This window comes from Citrobacter sp. RHBSTW-00986 (assembly GCF_013783065.1).
In the GTDB taxonomy this organism is placed as follows: domain Bacteria; phylum Pseudomonadota; class Gammaproteobacteria; order Enterobacterales; family Enterobacteriaceae; genus Citrobacter; species Citrobacter braakii.
Genome location: NZ_CP056200.1, coordinates 4,592,920 through 4,612,512, shown reverse-complemented (window position 1 = coordinate 4,612,512; position 19,593 = coordinate 4,592,920). Strand labels below are relative to the sequence as shown.

15 protein-coding genes, 4 tRNA genes and 1 pseudogene are annotated in these 19,593 nt (G+C 51.1%); 14 read left to right on the top strand and 6 right to left on the bottom strand.

Annotated features, from left to right (window positions below; translation table 11 throughout):
* Positions 1–19 precede the first annotated feature (19 nt).
* Both coaA and HV345_RS26525 read right to left on the bottom strand, forming a co-directional pair.
* On the bottom strand, positions 20–970 hold the full coding sequence (gene coaA, locus HV345_RS22200) for a type I pantothenate kinase (protein WP_003031107.1): 951 nt from the start codon (positions 968–970) through the stop codon (positions 20–22).
* Positions 971–1,259: 289 nt separating this feature from the next.
* A pseudogene (locus HV345_RS26525) lies at positions 1,260–1,340 on the bottom strand (hypothetical protein); the annotation flags it as partial.
* Between the two features lie 19 nt (positions 1,341–1,359).
* Here HV345_RS26525 and HV345_RS22195 point away from each other — a divergent pair.
* From HV345_RS22195 to rpoC, 13 genes are all read left to right on the top strand, one after another.
* Positions 1,360–1,435, top strand: a tRNA-Thr gene (locus HV345_RS22195).
* Positions 1,436–1,443: 8 nt separating this feature from the next.
* Positions 1,444–1,528, top strand: a tRNA-Tyr gene (locus HV345_RS22190).
* Positions 1,529–1,642: 114 nt separating this feature from the next.
* A tRNA-Gly gene (locus HV345_RS22185) sits at positions 1,643–1,717 on the top strand.
* A 5-nt stretch (positions 1,718–1,722) separates the two neighbouring features.
* Positions 1,723–1,798, top strand: a tRNA-Thr gene (locus HV345_RS22180).
* 118 nt (positions 1,799–1,916) lie between these two features.
* Positions 1,917–3,101, top strand: a complete 1,185-nt coding sequence (tuf, locus tag HV345_RS22175; RefSeq protein ID WP_016157942.1) for an elongation factor Tu — start codon at positions 1,917–1,919, stop codon at positions 3,099–3,101.
* Between the two features lie 230 nt (positions 3,102–3,331).
* Positions 3,332–3,715 (top strand): preprotein translocase subunit SecE, encoded by a 384-nt coding sequence (secE, locus tag HV345_RS22170; protein ID WP_003033128.1) that lies wholly within the window; start codon positions 3,332–3,334, stop codon positions 3,713–3,715.
* Position 3,716: 1 nt separating this feature from the next.
* Positions 3,717–4,262: a transcription termination/antitermination protein NusG gene (gene nusG / locus HV345_RS22165; protein ID WP_003033125.1), complete on the top strand. Its 546-nt coding sequence runs from the start codon at positions 3,717–3,719 to the stop codon at positions 4,260–4,262.
* A 155-nt stretch (positions 4,263–4,417) separates the two neighbouring features.
* Positions 4,418–4,846 carry a 50S ribosomal protein L11 gene (gene rplK / locus HV345_RS22160; protein ID WP_003033122.1) on the top strand — a complete coding sequence of 143 codons (429 nt, stop codon included), beginning with the start codon at positions 4,418–4,420 and terminating at the stop codon, positions 4,844–4,846.
* Between the two features lie 3 nt (positions 4,847–4,849).
* Positions 4,850–5,557: a 50S ribosomal protein L1 gene (rplA, locus tag HV345_RS22155; RefSeq protein ID WP_016155300.1), complete on the top strand. Its 708-nt coding sequence runs from the start codon at positions 4,850–4,852 to the stop codon at positions 5,555–5,557.
* 358 nt (positions 5,558–5,915) lie between these two features.
* On the top strand, positions 5,916–6,413 hold the full coding sequence (rplJ, locus tag HV345_RS22150) for a 50S ribosomal protein L10 (RefSeq protein WP_005132895.1): 498 nt from the start codon (positions 5,916–5,918) through the stop codon (positions 6,411–6,413).
* A gap of 66 nt (positions 6,414–6,479) precedes the next feature.
* The gene (gene rplL, locus HV345_RS22145; protein ID WP_000028882.1) at positions 6,480–6,845 is read left to right on the top strand and encodes a 50S ribosomal protein L7/L12; all 366 of its coding nucleotides are present in this window, start codon (positions 6,480–6,482) and stop codon (positions 6,843–6,845) included.
* Positions 6,846–7,165: 320 nt separating this feature from the next.
* Positions 7,166–11,194 carry a DNA-directed RNA polymerase subunit beta gene (gene rpoB / locus HV345_RS22140; protein ID WP_003033111.1) on the top strand — a complete coding sequence of 1,343 codons (4,029 nt, stop codon included), beginning with the start codon at positions 7,166–7,168 and terminating at the stop codon, positions 11,192–11,194.
* 76 nt (positions 11,195–11,270) lie between these two features.
* Complete coding sequence (rpoC, locus tag HV345_RS22135) at positions 11,271–15,494, top strand: DNA-directed RNA polymerase subunit beta' (RefSeq protein ID WP_016155301.1); 4,224 nt, start codon at positions 11,271–11,273, stop codon at positions 15,492–15,494.
* Positions 15,495–15,641: 147 nt separating this feature from the next.
* Here rpoC and HV345_RS22130 read toward each other — a convergent pair whose 3' ends face one another.
* Complete coding sequence (locus HV345_RS22130) at positions 15,642–15,959, bottom strand: PTS lactose/cellobiose transporter subunit IIA (RefSeq protein WP_047415986.1); 318 nt, start codon at positions 15,957–15,959, stop codon at positions 15,642–15,644.
* A gap of 4 nt (positions 15,960–15,963) precedes the next feature.
* On the bottom strand, positions 15,964–16,269 hold the full coding sequence (locus tag HV345_RS22125) for a PTS sugar transporter subunit IIB (RefSeq protein WP_181636062.1): 306 nt from the start codon (positions 16,267–16,269) through the stop codon (positions 15,964–15,966).
* A gap of 1,090 nt (positions 16,270–17,359) precedes the next feature.
* Here HV345_RS22125 and cspA point away from each other — a divergent pair.
* Positions 17,360–17,572, top strand: coding sequence for an RNA chaperone/antiterminator CspA (gene cspA / locus HV345_RS22120; protein WP_016155304.1), 213 nt, complete (start codon positions 17,360–17,362; stop codon positions 17,570–17,572).
* Between the two features lie 120 nt (positions 17,573–17,692).
* On the opposite strand, the gene thiH is transcribed toward cspA, so the two are convergent.
* Positions 17,693–18,826: a 2-iminoacetate synthase ThiH gene (thiH, locus tag HV345_RS22115; protein WP_181636061.1), complete on the bottom strand. Its 1,134-nt coding sequence runs from the start codon at positions 18,824–18,826 to the stop codon at positions 17,693–17,695.
* Positions 18,823–19,593, bottom strand: a complete 771-nt coding sequence (thiG, locus tag HV345_RS22110; RefSeq protein ID WP_181636060.1) for a thiazole synthase — start codon at positions 19,591–19,593, stop codon at positions 18,823–18,825. Before thiG ends, thiH begins: the two co-directional genes overlap by 4 nt.

Genomic DNA, 19,593 nt, shown 5'->3' with positions numbered 1-19,593 from the left:
TATGGCTCCCCTTTATTTTTTATTTTCGTAATCTGACTTGCTCAACGGCATGATTGGCGCTTTTCGTCATGATTAAGCTGGCTCGCTCACGCGTTGGTAAAATATTCTGTTTTAAATTCAACCAGTTGATTTCTTTCCACAGCGATGTGGCCGTGTTGATTGCCTCGTCTTCCGACAATTTCGCATAGTTATGGAAATAAGAGTCTGGGTTGGTAAATGCTCCTTCGCGGAATTTCAGGAAGCGGTTGATATACCACGTCTGGAGTAATTCTTCTGGCGCATCCACATAAATAGAAAAGTCGACAAAGTCAGAAACAAATACATGATGTGGATCGTGAGGATAGTCCATCCCGCTTTGTAATACATTGAGCCCTTCGAGGATTAATATGTCGGGCTGGGCAACGGTTTTGTCGCCATCAGGGATCACATCATAAATCAGATGAGAATAGACCGGTGCCGTAACGTTGGGGACGCCAGACTTTAGATCGGAAACGAATTTAACCAGACGGTGCATATCATAGGACTGAGGAAAGCCTTTCTTCTTCATGAGCCCACGATCTTTCAACACCTGGTTAGGATGAAGAAAACCGTCAGTAGTGATCAGCTCAACCTTACGATGCTCGGGCCAGCGACTCAGCAACGCTTGCAACACACGTGCAGTCGTACTTTTGCCGACGGCGACGCTGCCAGCAATGCTAATAATATAAGGAATACGCTCGCCGTTGGTGCCTAAAAATTGCTCCAGCACAGCCTGACGCCGCAGGTTCGAACTGATGTAAAAATTTAGCAAACGCGATAATGGCAAATAAATCTCAGCAACTTCTTCCAGCGATAAGTCTTCGTTAATGCCTTTCAGACGAGCAATCTCTTCCTCGGTCAGAGTCATCGGCACGGAATCACGAAGCGCAGCCCACTGGTTGCGATCAAACTGTAGGTAAGGCGACGTTAACGCTTGCTCTTTTATACTCATACGCATGGTCTGGCTGTCATTGCTATATCAGGTCTGCGGTAAAAAACGAAATCATCCCCGGTACGCAATGGCACGCACATTTCAGTTAATTTGGACAATGGGCAGGAGGGTAACACCAGATGGGAGGGAATAATAAGAAAAAATCGTCCCCTGAAACGCAATGTGACGGCTATTCCAGATGTATAAAGATGCACTTTCTCTCTATTGATAACGGCATGCTGGAGCAAAATGCCTTCTGGGAGCGCGGCTGACGTTGGAAATTTGTTCAATTCGAAGAAGAAATAGATTATTTATCGGTCGTATAGCGCAAAATGTGAGCGATAGAACATTTTATGCAATTTTTTAGTTGCATGAGTGCGCATGTCTCCATAAAATGCGCGCTACTTGATGCCGACTTAGCTCAGTAGGTAGAGCAACTGACTTGTAATCAGTAGGTCACCAGTTCGATTCCGGTAGTCGGCACCATCAAGTCCGGTGGGGTTCCCGAGCGGCCAAAGGGAGCAGACTGTAAATCTGCCGTCACAGACTTCGAAGGTTCGAATCCTTCCCCCACCACCACTTTCTGGCAGCGTTATCGCCGCCTGAGTTGGTTAAAAAATTAATCAGCTCGAATAAAAAAGAGAGAAATCTCTTTTTTATTACAGAAAGAACTGGGTAGCCGAGTTTCAGGATGCGGGCATCGTATAATGGCTATTACCTCAGCCTTCCAAGCTGATGATGCGGGTTCGATTCCCGCTGCCCGCTCCAGACGTGCTGATATGGCTCAGTTGGTAGAGCGCACCCTTGGTAAGGGTGAGGTCCCCAGTTCGACTCTGGGTATCAGCACCACTTCACTTCTCCTTCCCGTTTCTCTCTGTTTACTTTTAAAAGCATTCAACAGCTCAGGCATATGGCCTGGTTGATGTGGTGATATCACCGATTTATCCGTGTCTTAGAGGGACAATCGATGTCTAAAGAAAAATTTGAACGTACAAAACCGCACGTTAACGTCGGTACTATCGGCCACGTTGACCATGGTAAAACAACGCTGACCGCTGCAATCACTACCGTACTGGCTAAAACCTACGGCGGTGCTGCTCGTGCATTCGACCAGATCGATAACGCGCCGGAAGAAAAAGCTCGTGGTATCACCATCAACACTTCTCACGTTGAATATGACACCCCGACTCGCCACTATGCACACGTAGACTGCCCGGGCCACGCCGACTATGTTAAAAACATGATCACCGGTGCTGCGCAGATGGACGGCGCGATCCTGGTTGTTGCTGCGACTGACGGCCCGATGCCGCAGACTCGTGAGCACATCCTGCTGGGTCGTCAGGTAGGCGTTCCGTACATCATCGTGTTCCTGAACAAATGCGACATGGTTGATGACGAAGAGCTGCTGGAACTGGTAGAAATGGAAGTTCGTGAACTTCTGTCTCAGTACGATTTCCCGGGCGACGACACTCCGATCGTTCGTGGTTCTGCTCTGAAAGCGCTGGAAGGCGAAGCAGAGTGGGAAGCGAAAATCATCGAACTGGCTGGCTTCCTGGATTCTTACATCCCGGAACCAGAGCGTGCGATTGACAAGCCGTTCCTGCTGCCTATCGAAGACGTATTCTCCATCTCCGGTCGTGGTACCGTTGTTACCGGTCGTGTAGAGCGCGGTATCATCAAAGTTGGTGAAGAAGTTGAAATCGTTGGTATCAAGGATACTGCTAAGTCTACCTGTACTGGCGTTGAAATGTTCCGCAAACTGCTGGACGAAGGCCGTGCTGGTGAGAACGTTGGTGTTCTGCTGCGTGGTATCAAACGTGAAGAAATCGAACGTGGTCAGGTACTGGCTAAGCCGGGCTCTATCAAGCCGCACACCAAGTTCGAATCTGAAGTGTACATTCTGTCCAAAGACGAAGGCGGCCGTCATACTCCGTTCTTCAAAGGCTACCGTCCGCAGTTCTACTTCCGTACTACTGACGTGACTGGTACCATCGAACTGCCGGAAGGCGTTGAGATGGTAATGCCGGGCGACAACATCAAAATGGTTGTTACCCTGATCCACCCAATCGCGATGGACGACGGTCTGCGTTTCGCAATCCGTGAAGGCGGCCGTACTGTTGGTGCGGGCGTTGTTGCCAAAGTAATGAGCTAATTGCCGAATAACATTTGACGCAATGCGCAATAAAAGGGCATCATTTGATGCCCTTTTTGCACGCTTTCACACCAGAACCTGGCTCATCAGTGATTTTATTTGTCATAATCATTGCTGAGACAGGCTCTGAAGAGGGCGTTTAGTCCGAAACGCACCAGAGCATTTCGGTTTGGATCGCCTCGCTTACGCGGGGTGAAAATGTTTGTAGAATACTTCTGACAGGTTGGTTTATGAGTGCGAATACCGAAGCTCAAGGAAGCGGGCGCGGCCTGGAAGCGATGAAGTGGGTTGTTGTCGCTGTATTGCTGCTTGTAGCTATCGTTGGCAACTACCTCTATCGTGACATGATGCTGCCGCTGCGTGCGCTGGCCGTAGTGATTCTGATTGCCGCAGCGGGTGGTGTCGCGCTGTTGACAACAAAAGGTAAAGCGACCGTTGCTTTTGCCCGTGAAGCGAGAACCGAAGTCCGTAAGGTCATTTGGCCAACTCGCCAGGAAACATTGCACACCACATTAATTGTGGCTGCGGTTACCGCAGTAATGTCACTGATCCTGTGGGGACTGGATGGTATTCTGGTTCGCCTGGTATCCTTTATCACTGGCCTGAGGTTCTAAGATGTCTGAAGCCCCTAAAAAGCGCTGGTACGTCGTTCAGGCGTTTTCCGGTTTTGAAGGCCGCGTAGCTACATCGCTGCGCGAATATATCAAGTTACAAAATATGGAAGAGTTGTTTGGCGAAGTCATGGTGCCGACTGAAGAAGTGGTCGAAATCCGTGGCGGTCAGCGTCGCAAGAGCGAACGTAAATTCTTCCCGGGCTATGTATTGGTCCAGATGGTGATGAATGACGCAAGCTGGCACCTGGTGCGCAGCGTGCCGCGTGTGATGGGCTTTATCGGCGGTACATCTGACCGTCCGGCGCCGATCAGCGACAAAGAAGTTGATGCGATCATGAACCGTCTGCAGCAGGTTGGCGACAAGCCGCGTCCGAAAACGATGTTTGAGCCAGGTGAAATGGTTCGCGTTAGCGACGGTCCGTTCGCTGACTTTAACGGCGTGGTTGAAGAAGTGGACTACGAGAAGTCTCGTCTGAAAGTTTCCGTATCTATCTTCGGTCGTGCGACTCCGGTTGAACTGGACTTCGCTCAGGTTGAAAAAGCCTAACACCCCGATCAAAAAAGCGACGATTTAATCGTTGCACAAGGCGCGAGATTGGAATACAATTTCGCGCCTTTTGTTTTTATGGATCCTATCCGTAAAACGAATTTAATCACGGGGAGCCTCCTTGAGGCGTTATAACCCAACTAGAGGAATTTAGAATGGCTAAGAAAGTCCAAGCCTATGTCAAGCTGCAGGTTGCAGCTGGTATGGCTAACCCGAGTCCGCCGGTAGGTCCTGCACTGGGTCAACAAGGCGTGAACATCATGGAATTCTGCAAAGCGTTCAACGCTAAAACTGATTCCATGGAAAAAGGTCTGCCAATCCCGGTTGTTATCACCGTTTACGCTGACCGTTCTTTCACTTTCGTTACCAAAACGCCTCCGGCAGCAGTTCTGCTGAAGAAAGCGGCTGGTATCAAGTCTGGTTCCGGCAAGCCGAACAAAGACAAAGTGGGTAAAATTTCCCGCGCTCAGCTGCAGGAAATCGCGCAGACCAAAGCTGCCGACATGACTGGTTCCGACATTGAAGCGATGACTCGCTCCATTGAAGGTACTGCACGTTCCATGGGCCTGGTAGTGGAGGACTAAGAAATGGCTAAACTGACCAAGCGCATGTCCGTGATCCGTGACAAAGTTGATGCTACTAAGCAGTATGACATCAACGAAGCTATCGCTCTGCTGAAAGAGCTGGCCACTGCTAAATTCGTAGAAAGCGTGGACGTTGCTGTTAACCTCGGCATCGATGCTCGTAAATCTGACCAGAACGTACGTGGTGCAACTGTACTGCCGCACGGTACTGGCCGTTCCGTTCGCGTAGCCGTATTTACCCAGGGTGCAAACGCTGAAGCTGCTAAAGCTGCAGGCGCTGAGCTGGTAGGTATGGAAGATCTGGCTGAACAGATCAAGAAAGGCGAAATGAACTTTGACGTTGTTATTGCTTCCCCGGATGCAATGCGCGTTGTTGGCCAGCTGGGTCAGGTTCTGGGTCCGCGCGGCCTGATGCCAAACCCGAAAGTTGGTACTGTAACTCCTAACGTTGCTGAAGCTGTTAAGAATGCTAAAGCTGGTCAGGTTCGTTACCGTAACGACAAAAACGGCATCATCCACACCACCATCGGTAAAGTGGATTTTGACGCTGACAAACTGAAAGAAAACCTGGAAGCTCTGCTGGTTGCGCTGAAAAAAGCAAAACCGACTCAGGCAAAAGGCGTGTACATCAAGAAAGTTAGCATCTCCACCACCATGGGTGCTGGCGTTGCCGTTGATCAGTCCGGTCTGACTGCGACTGTGGCGAACTAATATTCGCCTTTACGTGGGCGGTGATTTTGTCTACAATCTTACCCCCACGTATTCTGCTAATTGCAGACGTATATCTGAGATATTCAGGCTGTGGCAAGGCAGTCAACGCCACTACAGATTGAATAGCGACAGATAGAAAAGATTTGTTCGTTGGAGCCTGGCCTAATCCAGGCCTCCGTCGAAGACCGCAGGTGTTTCGTAAGAAACTTAATGCCCTGCGTAGACGGTGACAGAACGCTAAGATTATTTCTGATACTCTGGCTTGTTTCTGCTCACCGTATTTAGACGCTCTCTCCGTTGGGGGGAGTGAAGTGAGTTCCGGAACATGAGTTCCGGCAAACATCCAGGAGCAAAGCTAATGGCTTTAAATCTTCAAGACAAACAAGCGATTGTTGCTGAAGTCAGCGAAGTAGCCAAAGGCGCGCTGTCTGCAGTAGTTGCGGATTCCCGTGGCGTAACTGTAGATAAAATGACTGAACTGCGTAAAGCAGGTCGTGAAGCTGGCGTATACATGCGTGTTGTTCGTAACACCCTGCTGCGCCGCGTCGTTGAAGGTACTCAGTTCGAGTGCCTGAAAGACACGTTTGTTGGTCCGACCCTGATTGCATACTCTATGGAACACCCGGGCGCTGCTGCTCGTCTGTTCAAAGAGTTCGCGAAAGCGAATGCAAAATTTGAGGTCAAAGCCGCAGCCTTTGAAGGTGAGTTGATTACGGCATCGAATATCGATCGCCTGGCAACTCTGCCGACCTACGAAGAAGCAATTGCACGCCTGATGGCAACCATGAAAGAAGCTTCGGCTGGCAAACTGGTTCGTACTCTGGCTGCTGTACGCGATGCGAAAGAAGCTGCTTAATCGCAGTTATCTTTGTAAAGCATCTGCTTACGTATAAACTTATTCTGATTTTCAGGAACAATTTAAATGTCTATCACTAAAGATCAAATCATTGAAGCAGTATCCGCTATGTCCGTAATGGACGTTGTAGAACTGATTTCTGCAATGGAAGAAAAATTCGGTGTTTCTGCTGCTGCTGCTGTAGCTGTAGCTGCTGGCCCGGCTGAAGCTGCTGAAGAAAAAACTGAATTCGACGTAATTCTGAAAGCTGCTGGCGCTAACAAAGTTGCTGTTATCAAAGCAGTACGTGGCGCAACTGGCCTGGGTCTGAAAGAAGCTAAAGACCTGGTAGAATCTGCACCGGCTGCGCTGAAAGAAGGCGTGAGCAAAGACGACGCAGAAGCACTGAAAAAATCTCTGGAAGAAGCTGGCGCTGAAGTTGAAGTTAAATAAGCCAACTTTTCTGGTTGCAGCCTAAGAAATTAGGCTGATGGCTGGTGACTTTTTAGTCACCAGCCTTTTTGCGCTGTAAGGCGCCAGTAGCATTTCACACTGTTTGACTACTGCTGTGCCTTTCAATGCTTGTTTCTATCGACGTCTTAATATACTGCGACAGAACGTCAGTTCTGTGTAAATCGCAATGAAATGGTTTAAGCGTGATAGCAACAGGCATTGCGGAAAGTATTCGATTTTCCGGTCAACAAAATAGTGTTGCACAAACTGTCCCTTCGTCGGACAGATGGGTCGACTTGTCAGCGAGCTGAGGAACCCTAATGGTTTACTCCTATACCGAGAAAAAACGTATTCGTAAGGATTTTGGTAAACGTCCGCAAGTGTTGGACATACCTTATCTCCTTTCTATCCAGCTTGACTCGTTTCAGAAGTTCATCGAGCAAGATCCTGAAGGGCAGTATGGTCTGGAAGCAGCTTTCCGTTCCGTTTTCCCGATTCAGAGCTACAGCGGTAATTCCGAGCTGCAATACGTCAGCTACCGCCTTGGCGAACCGGTGTTTGACGTTCAGGAATGTCAGATCCGTGGCGTGACCTATTCCGCACCGCTGCGCGTAAAACTGCGCCTGGTGATCTACGAGCGCGAAGCGCCGGAAGGCACCGTAAAAGACATTAAAGAACAAGAAGTCTACATGGGCGAAATTCCGCTCATGACAGACAACGGTACCTTTGTTATCAACGGTACTGAGCGTGTTATCGTTTCTCAGCTGCACCGTAGTCCTGGCGTCTTTTTTGACTCCGACAAAGGTAAAACCCACTCTTCGGGTAAAGTGCTGTATAACGCGCGTATTATCCCTTACCGTGGTTCCTGGCTGGACTTCGAATTCGATCCGAAGGACAACCTGTTCGTACGTATTGACCGTCGCCGTAAACTGCCTGCGACCATTATTCTGCGTGCACTGAACTACACCACTGAGCAGATCCTTGACCTGTTCTTTGAGAAAGTTGTTTTCGAAATTCGTGACAACAAGCTGCAGATGGAACTGGTGCCGGAACGCCTGCGTGGTGAAACCGCCTCCTTTGACATCGAAGCTAACGGCAAAGTCTACGTCGAAAAAGGCCGTCGCATCACTGCGCGCCACATTCGCCAACTGGAAAAAGACGATATCAAACATATCGAAGTTCCGGTTGAATACATTGCTGGTAAAGTTGCGGCTAAAGACTACGTTGACGAATCTACTGGCGAGCTGATCTGCGCAGCTAACATGGAGCTGAGTCTGGATCTGCTGGCTAAGCTGAGCCAGTCTGGCCACAAGCGTATCGAAACGCTGTTCACCAACGATCTGGACCACGGTCCGTACATTTCTGAAACTGTACGTGTCGACCCAACCAACGATCGTCTGAGCGCGCTGGTAGAAATCTACCGCATGATGCGCCCTGGTGAGCCGCCGACGCGTGAAGCTGCTGAAAGCCTGTTCGAGAACCTGTTCTTCTCCGAAGACCGCTATGACCTGTCTGCGGTTGGTCGTATGAAGTTCAACCGTTCTCTGCTGCGCGACGAAATCGAAGGTTCCGGTATCCTGAGCAAAGATGACATCATCGAAGTGATGAAGAAGCTCATCGATATCCGTAACGGTAAAGGCGAAGTCGATGATATCGACCACCTCGGTAACCGTCGTATCCGTTCCGTAGGCGAAATGGCGGAAAACCAGTTCCGCGTTGGCCTGGTACGTGTTGAGCGTGCGGTGAAAGAGCGTCTGTCTCTGGGCGATCTGGATACCCTGATGCCTCAGGATATGATCAACGCTAAGCCGATTTCTGCAGCAGTGAAAGAGTTCTTTGGCTCCAGCCAGCTGTCTCAGTTTATGGACCAGAACAACCCGCTGTCTGAGATTACGCACAAACGTCGTATCTCTGCACTCGGCCCAGGCGGTTTGACCCGTGAACGCGCAGGCTTCGAAGTTCGAGACGTACACCCGACTCACTACGGTCGCGTATGTCCAATCGAAACGCCTGAAGGTCCGAACATCGGTCTGATCAACTCCTTGTCCGTGTACGCACAGACTAACGAATACGGCTTCCTCGAGACTCCGTACCGTAAAGTGACCGACGGTGTTGTAACTGACGAAATTCATTACCTGTCTGCTATCGAAGAAGGCAACTACGTTATCGCTCAGGCGAACTCCAACCTGGATGACGAAGGCCACTTTGTAGAAGATCTGGTTACCTGCCGTAGCAAAGGCGAATCCAGCTTGTTCAGCCGTGACCAGGTTGACTACATGGACGTATCCACCCAGCAGGTGGTATCCGTCGGTGCGTCCCTGATCCCGTTCCTGGAACACGATGACGCCAACCGTGCATTGATGGGTGCGAACATGCAACGTCAGGCGGTTCCGACTCTGCGTGCTGATAAGCCGCTGGTTGGTACCGGTATGGAACGTGCTGTTGCCGTCGACTCCGGTGTTACCGCGGTTGCTAAACGTGGCGGTACTGTCCAGTACGTGGATGCTTCCCGTATCGTTATCAAAGTTAACGAAGACGAGATGTACCCGGGCGAAGCAGGTATCGACATTTATAACCTGACCAAATACACCCGTTCTAACCAGAACACCTGTATCAACCAGATGCCTTGCGTATCTCTGGGCGAGCCGGTTGAACGTGGTGATGTGCTGGCAGACGGTCCGTCCACCGACCTCGGTGAACTGGCGCTCGGTCAGAACATGCGCGTGGCATTCATGCCATGGAATGGTTACAACTTCGAAGACTCCATCCTCGTATCTGAGCGTGTTGTCCAGGAAGACCGTTTCACCACCATCCACATTCAGGAACTGGCATGTGTGTCCCGTGACACCAAGCTGGGGCCGGAAGAGATCACCGCTGACATCCCGAACGTGGGTGAAGCTGCGCTCTCCAAACTGGATGAATCCGGTATCGTTTATATCGGCGCGGAAGTAACCGGTGGCGACATTCTGGTTGGTAAGGTAACGCCGAAAGGTGAAACCCAGCTGACGCCAGAAGAGAAGCTGCTGCGTGCGATCTTCGGTGAGAAAGCGTCTGACGTTAAAGACTCTTCTCTGCGCGTGCCAAACGGTGTTTCCGGTACGATTATCGACGTTCAGGTCTTTACTCGCGATGGCGTAGAAAAAGACAAACGTGCGCTGGAAATCGAAGAGATGCAGCTGAAGCAGGCGAAAAAAGACCTGTCTGAAGAACTGCAGATCCTCGAAGCTGGCCTGTTCAGCCGTATCTACGCTGTGCTGGTTTCCGGTGGTGTTGAAGCTGAAAAACTCGACAAACTGCCGCGCGATCGCTGGTTAGAACTCGGCCTGACCGACGAAGAGAAACAAAATCAGCTGGAACAACTGGCTGAGCAGTACGACGAACTGAAACACGAGTTCGAGAAAAAACTCGAAGCGAAACGCCGTAAAATCACTCAGGGCGACGATCTGGCACCGGGCGTGCTGAAGATTGTTAAGGTTTATCTGGCGGTTAAACGTCGGATCCAGCCTGGTGATAAGATGGCAGGTCGTCACGGTAACAAGGGTGTAATCTCTAAGATCAACCCGATCGAAGATATGCCACACGATGCTAACGGTACGCCGGTAGATATCGTGCTGAACCCGCTGGGCGTACCATCGCGTATGAACATCGGTCAGATCCTTGAAACCCACCTGGGTATGGCTGCGAAAGGTATCGGCGATAAGATCAACGCCATGCTGAAACAGCAGCAGGAAGTCGCGAAACTGCGCGAATTCATCCAGCGTGCTTACGATCTGGGTTCAGATGTTCGTCAGAAAGTTGACCTGAATACCTTCAGCGATGAAGAAGTTCTGCGTCTGGCTGAAAATCTGAAAAAAGGTATGCCGATCGCAACGCCGGTGTTCGACGGTGCGAAAGAGTCTGAAATCAAGGAACTGTTACAGCTGGGTGGCCTGCCGACTTCCGGTCAGATCACACTGTTCGACGGTCGTACCGGTGAGCAGTTCGAGCGCCAGGTTACCGTTGGCTACATGTACATGCTGAAACTGAACCACTTGGTTGATGACAAGATGCATGCGCGTTCTACCGGTTCTTACAGCCTGGTTACTCAGCAGCCGCTGGGTGGTAAGGCTCAGTTCGGTGGTCAGCGCTTCGGGGAGATGGAAGTGTGGGCGCTTGAAGCATACGGCGCGGCATACACCCTGCAGGAAATGCTCACCGTTAAGTCTGATGACGTGAACGGTCGTACTAAGATGTATAAAAACATCGTGGACGGCAACCATCAGATGGAACCAGGCATGCCGGAATCCTTCAACGTACTGTTGAAAGAGATTCGTTCGCTGGGTATCAACATCGAGCTGGAAGACGAGTAACTCTCGATCAAACAGGTCACTGGTGCTGGCGTAACAGCCAGCGCCAGATTGTGCTAACTCCGACGGGAGCAAATCCGTGAAAGATTTATTAAAGTTTCTGAAAGCGCAGACTAAAACCGAAGAGTTTGATGCGATCAAAATTGCTCTGGCCTCGCCAGACATGATCCGTTCATGGTCTTTCGGTGAAGTTAAGAAGCCGGAAACCATCAACTACCGTACGTTCAAACCTGAACGTGACGGCCTTTTCTGCGCCCGTATCTTTGGGCCGGTAAAAGACTATGAGTGCCTGTGCGGTAAGTACAAGCGCCTGAAACACCGCGGTGTGATCTGTGAGAAGTGCGGCGTTGAAGTGACCCAGACTAAAGTACGCCGTGAGCGTATGGGCCACATCGAGCTGGCGTCTCCGACCGCTCACATCTGGTTCCTGAAATCTCTGCCGTCCCGTATCGGTCTGCTGCTCGATATGCCGCTGCGCGATATCGAACGCGTACTGTACTTCGAATCTTATGTGGTTATCGAAGGCGGTATGACTAACCTGGAACGTCAACAGATCCTGACTGAAGAGCAGTATCTGGACGCGCTGGAAGAGTTCGGTGACGAATTCGACGCGAAGATGGGTGCGGAAGCAATCCAGGCCCTGCTGAAGAGCATGGATCTGGAGCAAGAGTGCGAAACTCTGCGCGAAGAGCTGAACGAAACCAACTCCGAAACCAAGCGTAAGAAGCTGACCAAACGTATCAAACTGCTGGAAGCATTCGTACAGTCTGGCAACAAGCCAGAGTGGATGATCCTGACCGTTCTGCCGGTTCTGCCGCCAGATCTGCGTCCGCTGGTTCCGCTGGATGGTGGTCGTTTCGCAACATCAGATCTGAACGATCTGTACCGTCGCGTGATCAACCGTAACAACCGTCTGAAACGTCTGCTGGATCTGGCTGCGCCGGACATCATCGTACGTAACGAAAAACGTATGCTGCAGGAAGCGGTTGACGCCCTGCTGGATAACGGTCGTCGTGGTCGTGCGATCACCGGTTCTAACAAACGTCCTCTGAAATCTTTGGCCGATATGATCAAAGGTAAACAGGGTCGTTTCCGTCAGAACCTGCTCGGTAAGCGTGTTGACTACTCCGGTCGTTCTGTAATCACCGTAGGTCCATACCTGCGTCTGCATCAGTGCGGTCTGCCGAAGAAAATGGCACTGGAACTGTTCAAACCGTTTATTTACGGCAAGCTGGAACTGCGTGGCCTGGCCACTACCATCAAAGCCGCTAAGAAAATGGTTGAGCGTGAAGAAGCTGTCGTTTGGGATATCCTGGACGAAGTTATCCGCGAACACCCGGTACTGCTGAACCGTGCACCAACCCTGCACCGTCTGGGTATCCAGGCATTTGAACCGGTACTGATCGAAGGTAAAGCTATCCAGCTGCACCCGCTGGTTTGTGCGGCATATAACGCCGACTTCGATGGTGACCAGATGGCTGTTCACGTACCGCTGACGCTGGAAGCCCAGCTGGAAGCGCGTGCGCTGATGATGTCTACCAACAACATCCTGTCTCCGGCGAACGGCGAACCTATCATCGTTCCGTCTCAGGACGTTGTATTGGGTCTGTACTACATGACCCGTGACTGTGTTAACGCCAAAGGCGAAGGCATGGTGCTGACTGGCCCGAAAGAAGCTGAGCGTATCTATCGCGCAGGTCTGGCCTCTCTGCATGCGCGCGTTAAAGTGCGTATCACTGAATACGAAAAAGATGAAAACGGCGAATTCGTTGCGCACACCAGCCTGAAAGACACGACCGTTGGTCGCGCCATTCTGTGGATGATCGTACCGAAAGGTCTGCCTTTCTCCATCGTCAACCAGGCGCTGGGCAAGAAAGCAATCTCCAAAATGCTGAACACCTGTTACCGCATTCTGGGCCTGAAGCCGACCGTTATCTTCGCTGACCAGACAATGTACACCGGCTTTGCTTATGCAGCGCGTTCAGGTGCATCTGTTGGTATTGATGACATGGTCATCCCAGAGAAGAAACACGAGATCATCTCTGAAGCGGAAGCTGAAGTTGCTGAGATCCAGGAGCAGTTCCAGTCTGGTCTGGTAACCGCGGGCGAACGCTATAACAAAGTTATCGATATCTGGGCTGCGGCGAACGATCGTGTATCCAAAGCGATGATGGATAACCTGCAAACCGAAACCGTGATTAACCGTGACGGCGTAGAAGAGCAGCAGGTTTCCTTCAACAGCATCTACATGATGGCCGACTCCGGTGCGCGTGGTTCTGCAGCACAGATTCGTCAGCTGGCCGGTATGCGTGGTCTGATGGCTAAGCCAGATGGCTCCATCATCGAAACGCCAATCACCGCGAACTTCCGTGAAGGTCTGAACGTACTCCAGTACTTCATCTCTACTCACGGTGCTCGTAAAGGTCTGGCGGATACCGCACTGAAAACAGCGAACTCCGGTTATCTGACTCGTCGTCTGGTTGACGTTGCGCAGGACTTGGTTGTTACTGAAGACGATTGCGGCACGCTGGAAGGCATCACCATGACCCCGGTTATCGAGGGTGGTGACGTTAAAGAACCGCTGCGCGATCGCGTTCTGGGTCGTGTGACTGCTGAAGACGTTCTGAAGCCGGGTACGGCGGATATTCTGGTTCCACGCAACACGCTGCTGCACGAACAGTGGTGTGACCTGCTGGAAGAGAACTCCGTTGACTCCGTCAAAGTCCGTTCTGTTGTATCCTGTGACACCGACTTTGGTGTATGTGCGCACTGCTACGGTCGTGACCTGGCGCGTGGCCACATCATCAATAAAGGTGAAGCAATCGGCGTTATCGCGGCACAGTCCATCGGTGAACCGGGTACACAGCTGACGATGCGTACGTTCCACATCGGTGGTGCGGCATCTCGTGCGGCTGCTGAATCCAGCATCCAGGTGAAAAACAAAGGTAGCATCCGTCTGAGCAATGCGAAGTCGGTTGTTAACTCCAGCGGTAAACTGGTTATCACCTCACGTAACACCGAACTGAAACTGATCGACGAATTCGGCCGTACCAAAGAAAGCTATAAAGTGCCTTACGGCTCCGTTATGGCGAAAGGTGATGGCGAACAGGTTGCTGGTGGCGAAACCGTAGCGAACTGGGATCCGCACACCATGCCGGTTATCACCGAAGTGAGTGGTTTCGTCCGCTTCACTGACATGATCGACGGCCAGACCATTACTCGTCAGACCGACGAGCTGACCGGTCTGTCTTCTCTGGTGGTTCTGGATTCTGCAGAACGTACTGCGGGTGGTAAAGACCTGCGTCCGGCACTGAAAATTGTTGATGCTCAGGGCAACGACGTTCTGATCCCAGGCACCGATATGCCTGCTCAGTACTTCCTGCCGGGTAAAGCGATTGTTCAGCTGGAAGATGGCGTACAGATCAGTTCTGGTGACACCCTGGCGCGTGTTCCGCAGGAATCCGGCGGTACCAAGGATATCACCGGTGGTCTGCCGCGCGTTGCGGACCTGTTCGAAGCACGTCGTCCGAAAGAGCCGGCAATCCTGGCTGAAATCAGCGGCATCATTTCCTTCGGTAAAGAAACCAAAGGTAAACGTCGTCTGGTTATCACCCCGGTAGACGGTAGCGAGCCGTACGAAGAGATGATTCCGAAATGGCGTCAGCTCAACGTGTTCGAAGGTGAACGTGTAGAACGTGGTGACGTTGTTTCCGACGGTCCGGAAGCGCCGCACGACATCCTGCGTCTGCGTGGTGTGCATGCTGTAACTCGTTATATCGTTAACGAAGTTCAGGACGTATACCGTCTGCAGGGCGTTAAGATTAACGATAAGCACATCGAAGTTATCGTTCGTCAGATGCTGCGTAAAGCCACCATCGAAAGCGCTGGTAGCTCCGACTTCCTGGAAGGCGAGCAGGTTGAATACTCCCGCGTCAAGATTGCTAACCGCGATCTGGAAGCGAACGGCAAAGTGGGTGCAACATTCTCCCGCGATCTGCTGGGTATCACCAAAGCGTCTCTGGCAACCGAGTCCTTCATCTCTGCAGCATCGTTCCAGGAAACCACGCGTGTCCTGACCGAAGCCGCTGTTGCAGGTAAACGTGATGAACTGCGCGGTCTGAAAGAGAACGTTATCGTGGGTCGTCTGATCCCGGCGGGTACCGGTTATGCGTACCACCAGGATCGTATGCGCCGCCGCGCAGCGGGCGAACTGCCAGCTGCTCCGCAGGTGACTGCTGAAGATGCGTCTGCCAGCCTGGCAGAACTGCTGAACGCAGGCCTGGGCGGTTCTGACAACGATTAATCGTTGCTGACACTAATAAAAAACCCGCTTCGGCGGGTTTTTTTATGTCGATGGATTTAAGATGTATTATGTTGGCCGGATAAGGCATCAGCTGCCATCCGGCATGATGACGCCAGGCTTATGAGGCCTACGGCTTACGCTATCCGATCAGTTTACTGGTGGCAAGCGTCGATACAGTTCAATCATATCGCCTGCCAGATCCTGAATCACCATGGCATTCATCAGGTGGTCCTGGGAATGGACGGTGATGAGATTAACCGGTAGTTTGCCGGTACCTTCGTCAATTCCGATCAGCTGGGTCTGGATTTTATGCGCTTGTTTAACATACTCGCGTGATTCTATCATCGCGTGTTCTGCCCCGGCGAAATCACCTTTACGCGCCAGTTGCAACGCCGTCAGGGCTTGACTGCGCGCAGCTCCGGCGTTTACCAATAATTCCATGATGATCGTTTCTAACTCTTCCATGCCATCACTCCAGTAGTTTCAGCGCTTTGTCCAGTACCGCATCGCCTTTCATCATGCCGTAATCCATCATATCGATAACGGCGACTTTTTTTCCTAGCGGGTTGGCGAGCGCCTGCAGCTTGACCTGTTCATACTTAACCTGTGGGCCGAGCAATACGATATCCGCAGTGGCGATATTCTCTTCAAACTCAGCCACAGGGACCGCTTTGATAGTGACGTCGACTCCTTTTTTCTGGGCGGCATCTTTCATCTTTTGCACCAGCATGCTGGTGGACATTCCGGCGGCACAGCATAAAACAATGTTTTTCATAAGTAGTCTCGATCAACATGTGTGGGTTGATAATTATCGCGAGCCAGCCGCAGCAACAACTGCTTTGCAACGATTGTGTGCAAGGCATCACAAAGAAAGTCACTTTTTCTGAAACCGGTTACAAAAAGAGGCTCAACCCTACGATCTGGCCCTGATTTGGCGATTGTTGACCCATTTATCATATGCAGGAATATATAATCACTGTTAATAAAGACATGTTATAAAAAACAGTATTGACAGCGTTTTTTAAACCCGTATGTTAATACTTAACAGCGGAGAAATTGTAGTTTGCTGTTAACGTAGTAAGTGTTAGTAGAGCTTGATTGGGGGTTGCGATAAAGGCCACGAAGTATTTTTGTATGGGATAGTCGATGCTGAAAACGCTATTTATTCACCTCGACAATGCTTTCAGGCCACGTAGTTGATATATCTAATCGCAAATAGTTAGTAAAACGCGACGATGTAACGCCATGATTTAATAGTAAATGTTTGCGGTTTCTGTTTTCTGGTTATCGCAAGGGAAATAAGGCAACGCATCAAAGAGTATATGTCGCGAGGGGAAGTGTACTTGTTTAGGTCACCAGCCTTGAGTTCTATTATCAAGCGGGTGGAATGTGTTTAACGGTAAATAGAGGACGGTTTTAGTTAGTATCAATATCCAATATTATCTGTAGTAAACGTGTACATTTTAAAGTAGTACCATCAGCAGTATTAAATCGTTAAGTTTATTAATGTTAAATTTGAAGTGTGTAGTAACTTAAAGCCCTGACTGCAATGGTCAGGGCTTTTGTTCATTTTAGATCAAGTTGTTACCTGAAATGCTCAACCGCGATGGTGTAACATTTCGGCGCTAATCGATTATTAAATAAATTAATGCTTGCTTATTGATTAGAAGTAAGTCTACTATAGCGACATCGGTTTGATACACAGACCTTATGAAAGCAGTTTTAGTAAAGCAGTTCTCAGTTCAAGCGTTATCCTCAGATACTCTTCTTCATGAGCCTCCTCCCTAAGTGCCCCATAAGTTAATTTCTGCAAAACAGGCCATCTTCGCTGCTTAAGCGGCTCAAAAATATGAAAGGAAGTATCTATGTCTAACAAAATGACTGGTTTAGTAAAATGGTTTAACTCTGAGAAAGGCTTCGGCTTTATCACTCCTCAGGACGGTAGCAAGGACGTGTTTGTGCATTTCTCTGCTATCCAGAGTAACGATTTTAAAACATTAGACGAAGGTCAAAAAGTGGAGTTCTCTGTGGAGAATGGCGCTAAAGGCCCGTCTGCTGTTAACGTTGTCGCGCTGTAATCGCCGATAATTTCACTAATGCTTACGATAGCGATGAAGGCCAGAGCCTGAGCAGTTAAGTGACAGTGAAGAAAAAACCCGCGAAAGCGGGTTTTTTCGTTTTATGCGATTGCTCCGGACTTACGGCATCTGCGAAGCGCGTCCCAGATAGCTGTCCCAGTCCTTCCACACGGGCTGTAACCCCTGCGCCATTAGTGCTTCAGCAACGGCTTCTGGGCGACGGGCGTCGTGTGGGGAGAACTGTTCCAGTTCAGGATGGTTATCGGCATAACCGCCGGGCTGTGTTTTTGAGAAGGCGCTGACGTTGTTGATCGCCAGCGGGATCACATGATCACGGAACCATGGCGATTCGCGGGTGGAGAGCGACAGCTCAATTTCTGGCGCCAGTAAACGAAACGCGCAAATGGTTTGGACCAACTGTCGCTCGTCCATGATCGATGCGGGTTCAACGCCACCGGTGCATGGGCGCAGGCGAGGGAAGGAGATGGAGTAGCGGCTCTGCCAGTAATGCTGCTGCATCCACAGCAGATGTTCAGCCACCATATAGCAATCGACCCGCCAGCTGTCGGACAAACCAATCAACGCGCCAAGACCGATTTTGTCGATCCCTGCGCGGCCCAGCCTGTCCGGCGTTTCCAGTCGCCAGAAGAAATCCTGCTTTTTCCCCTTCAGATGGTGGCGAGCGTAAATCGCCTCATGATAGCTCTCCTGATACACCATCACGCCATCCAGTCCCAGCATCTTCAGCTCCGCATATTCAGCCTCTGACAGCGGCTGAACTTCCATCTGCAACGAGGCAAACTGGCGGCGAATGGTGGGCAAATGGCGACGAAAGTAATCCATTCCGACTTTTGCCTGATGTTCACCGGTGACCAACAACAGATGCTCAAAACCCAGTTCACGGATAGCGGTACACTCTCGTTTTATCTCATCTTCGTCCAGCGTTTTGCGTTTGATACGGTTGCTCATGGAAAAGCCGCAGTAGGTGCAGTCGTTGGCGCAAAGATTCGAGAGATACAGCGGCACATAAAAGCTGACCGTGTTGCCGAAGCGCTGCCGGGTCAGGCGCTGCGCTCGCTGTGCCAACGGCTCCAGAAAGTCGGCGGCGGCAGGGGAGAGCAACGCCATCAGATCGTCGCGACTAAGCTGTGAAGCGTTGAGGGCGTGCTCCACGTCAGCGGCGGTTTTACCGTTGATACGCAGGCGGATGTCATCCCAGTCAAGCTGGCGCCAGCGGTCGCTGAACGTTTTCATACGAAGGCCTCCAGGAATCCGGTTAACGGGCTGGTGGCGCTTGCCTGCGAACTTTTGCTTCCTGGTACCGCCTGGCGCGCCAGAAGGCCCGCTTCAACCGCCAGACGGAAGGCGGTAGCCATCGTGACCGGGCAGTCGGCCACGGCGATTGCCGTGTTGACCAGCACTGCGTCGGCACCCATTTCCAGCGCCTGTGTGGCGTGGCTGGGGACGCCAATACCCGCATCAACCACCACCGGTACGGTTGCCTGTTGGATAATAATCTCCAGCATCGCTTTCGTTTCCAGTCCCTGATTAGAACCGATGGGCGCGCCGAGCGGCATTACCGCCGCGCAGCCGACCTCTTCCAGCCGCTTACACAGCACCGGATCCGCGCCGCAGTAGGGCAGCACCACAAAGCCCTGTTTCACCAATGCTTCCGCGGCTTTTAACGTTTCAATCGGATCCGGCAATAGCCAGCGGGCGTCCGGGTGGATTTCTAATTTTAGCCAGTTTGTGCCCAGCGCTTCACGCGCCAGCTGGGCGGCGAAAATAGCCTCTTCCGCGGTTTTCGCCCCAGAGGTGTTAGGCAGTAGCGTCACCCCCGCGTCGATAAGTGGGGCCAGAATGGCATCGTTGTGCTGGCGCAAATCCACGCGCTTCATCGCCAGCGTCACCAACTGGCTGCAGGAGGCGCGAATCGCCTCGACCATCAGCTGCGACGAAGCAAATTTTCCGGTGCCGGTGAACAGATGTGAATCAAACGTTTTGTCGGCAATACGTAACAT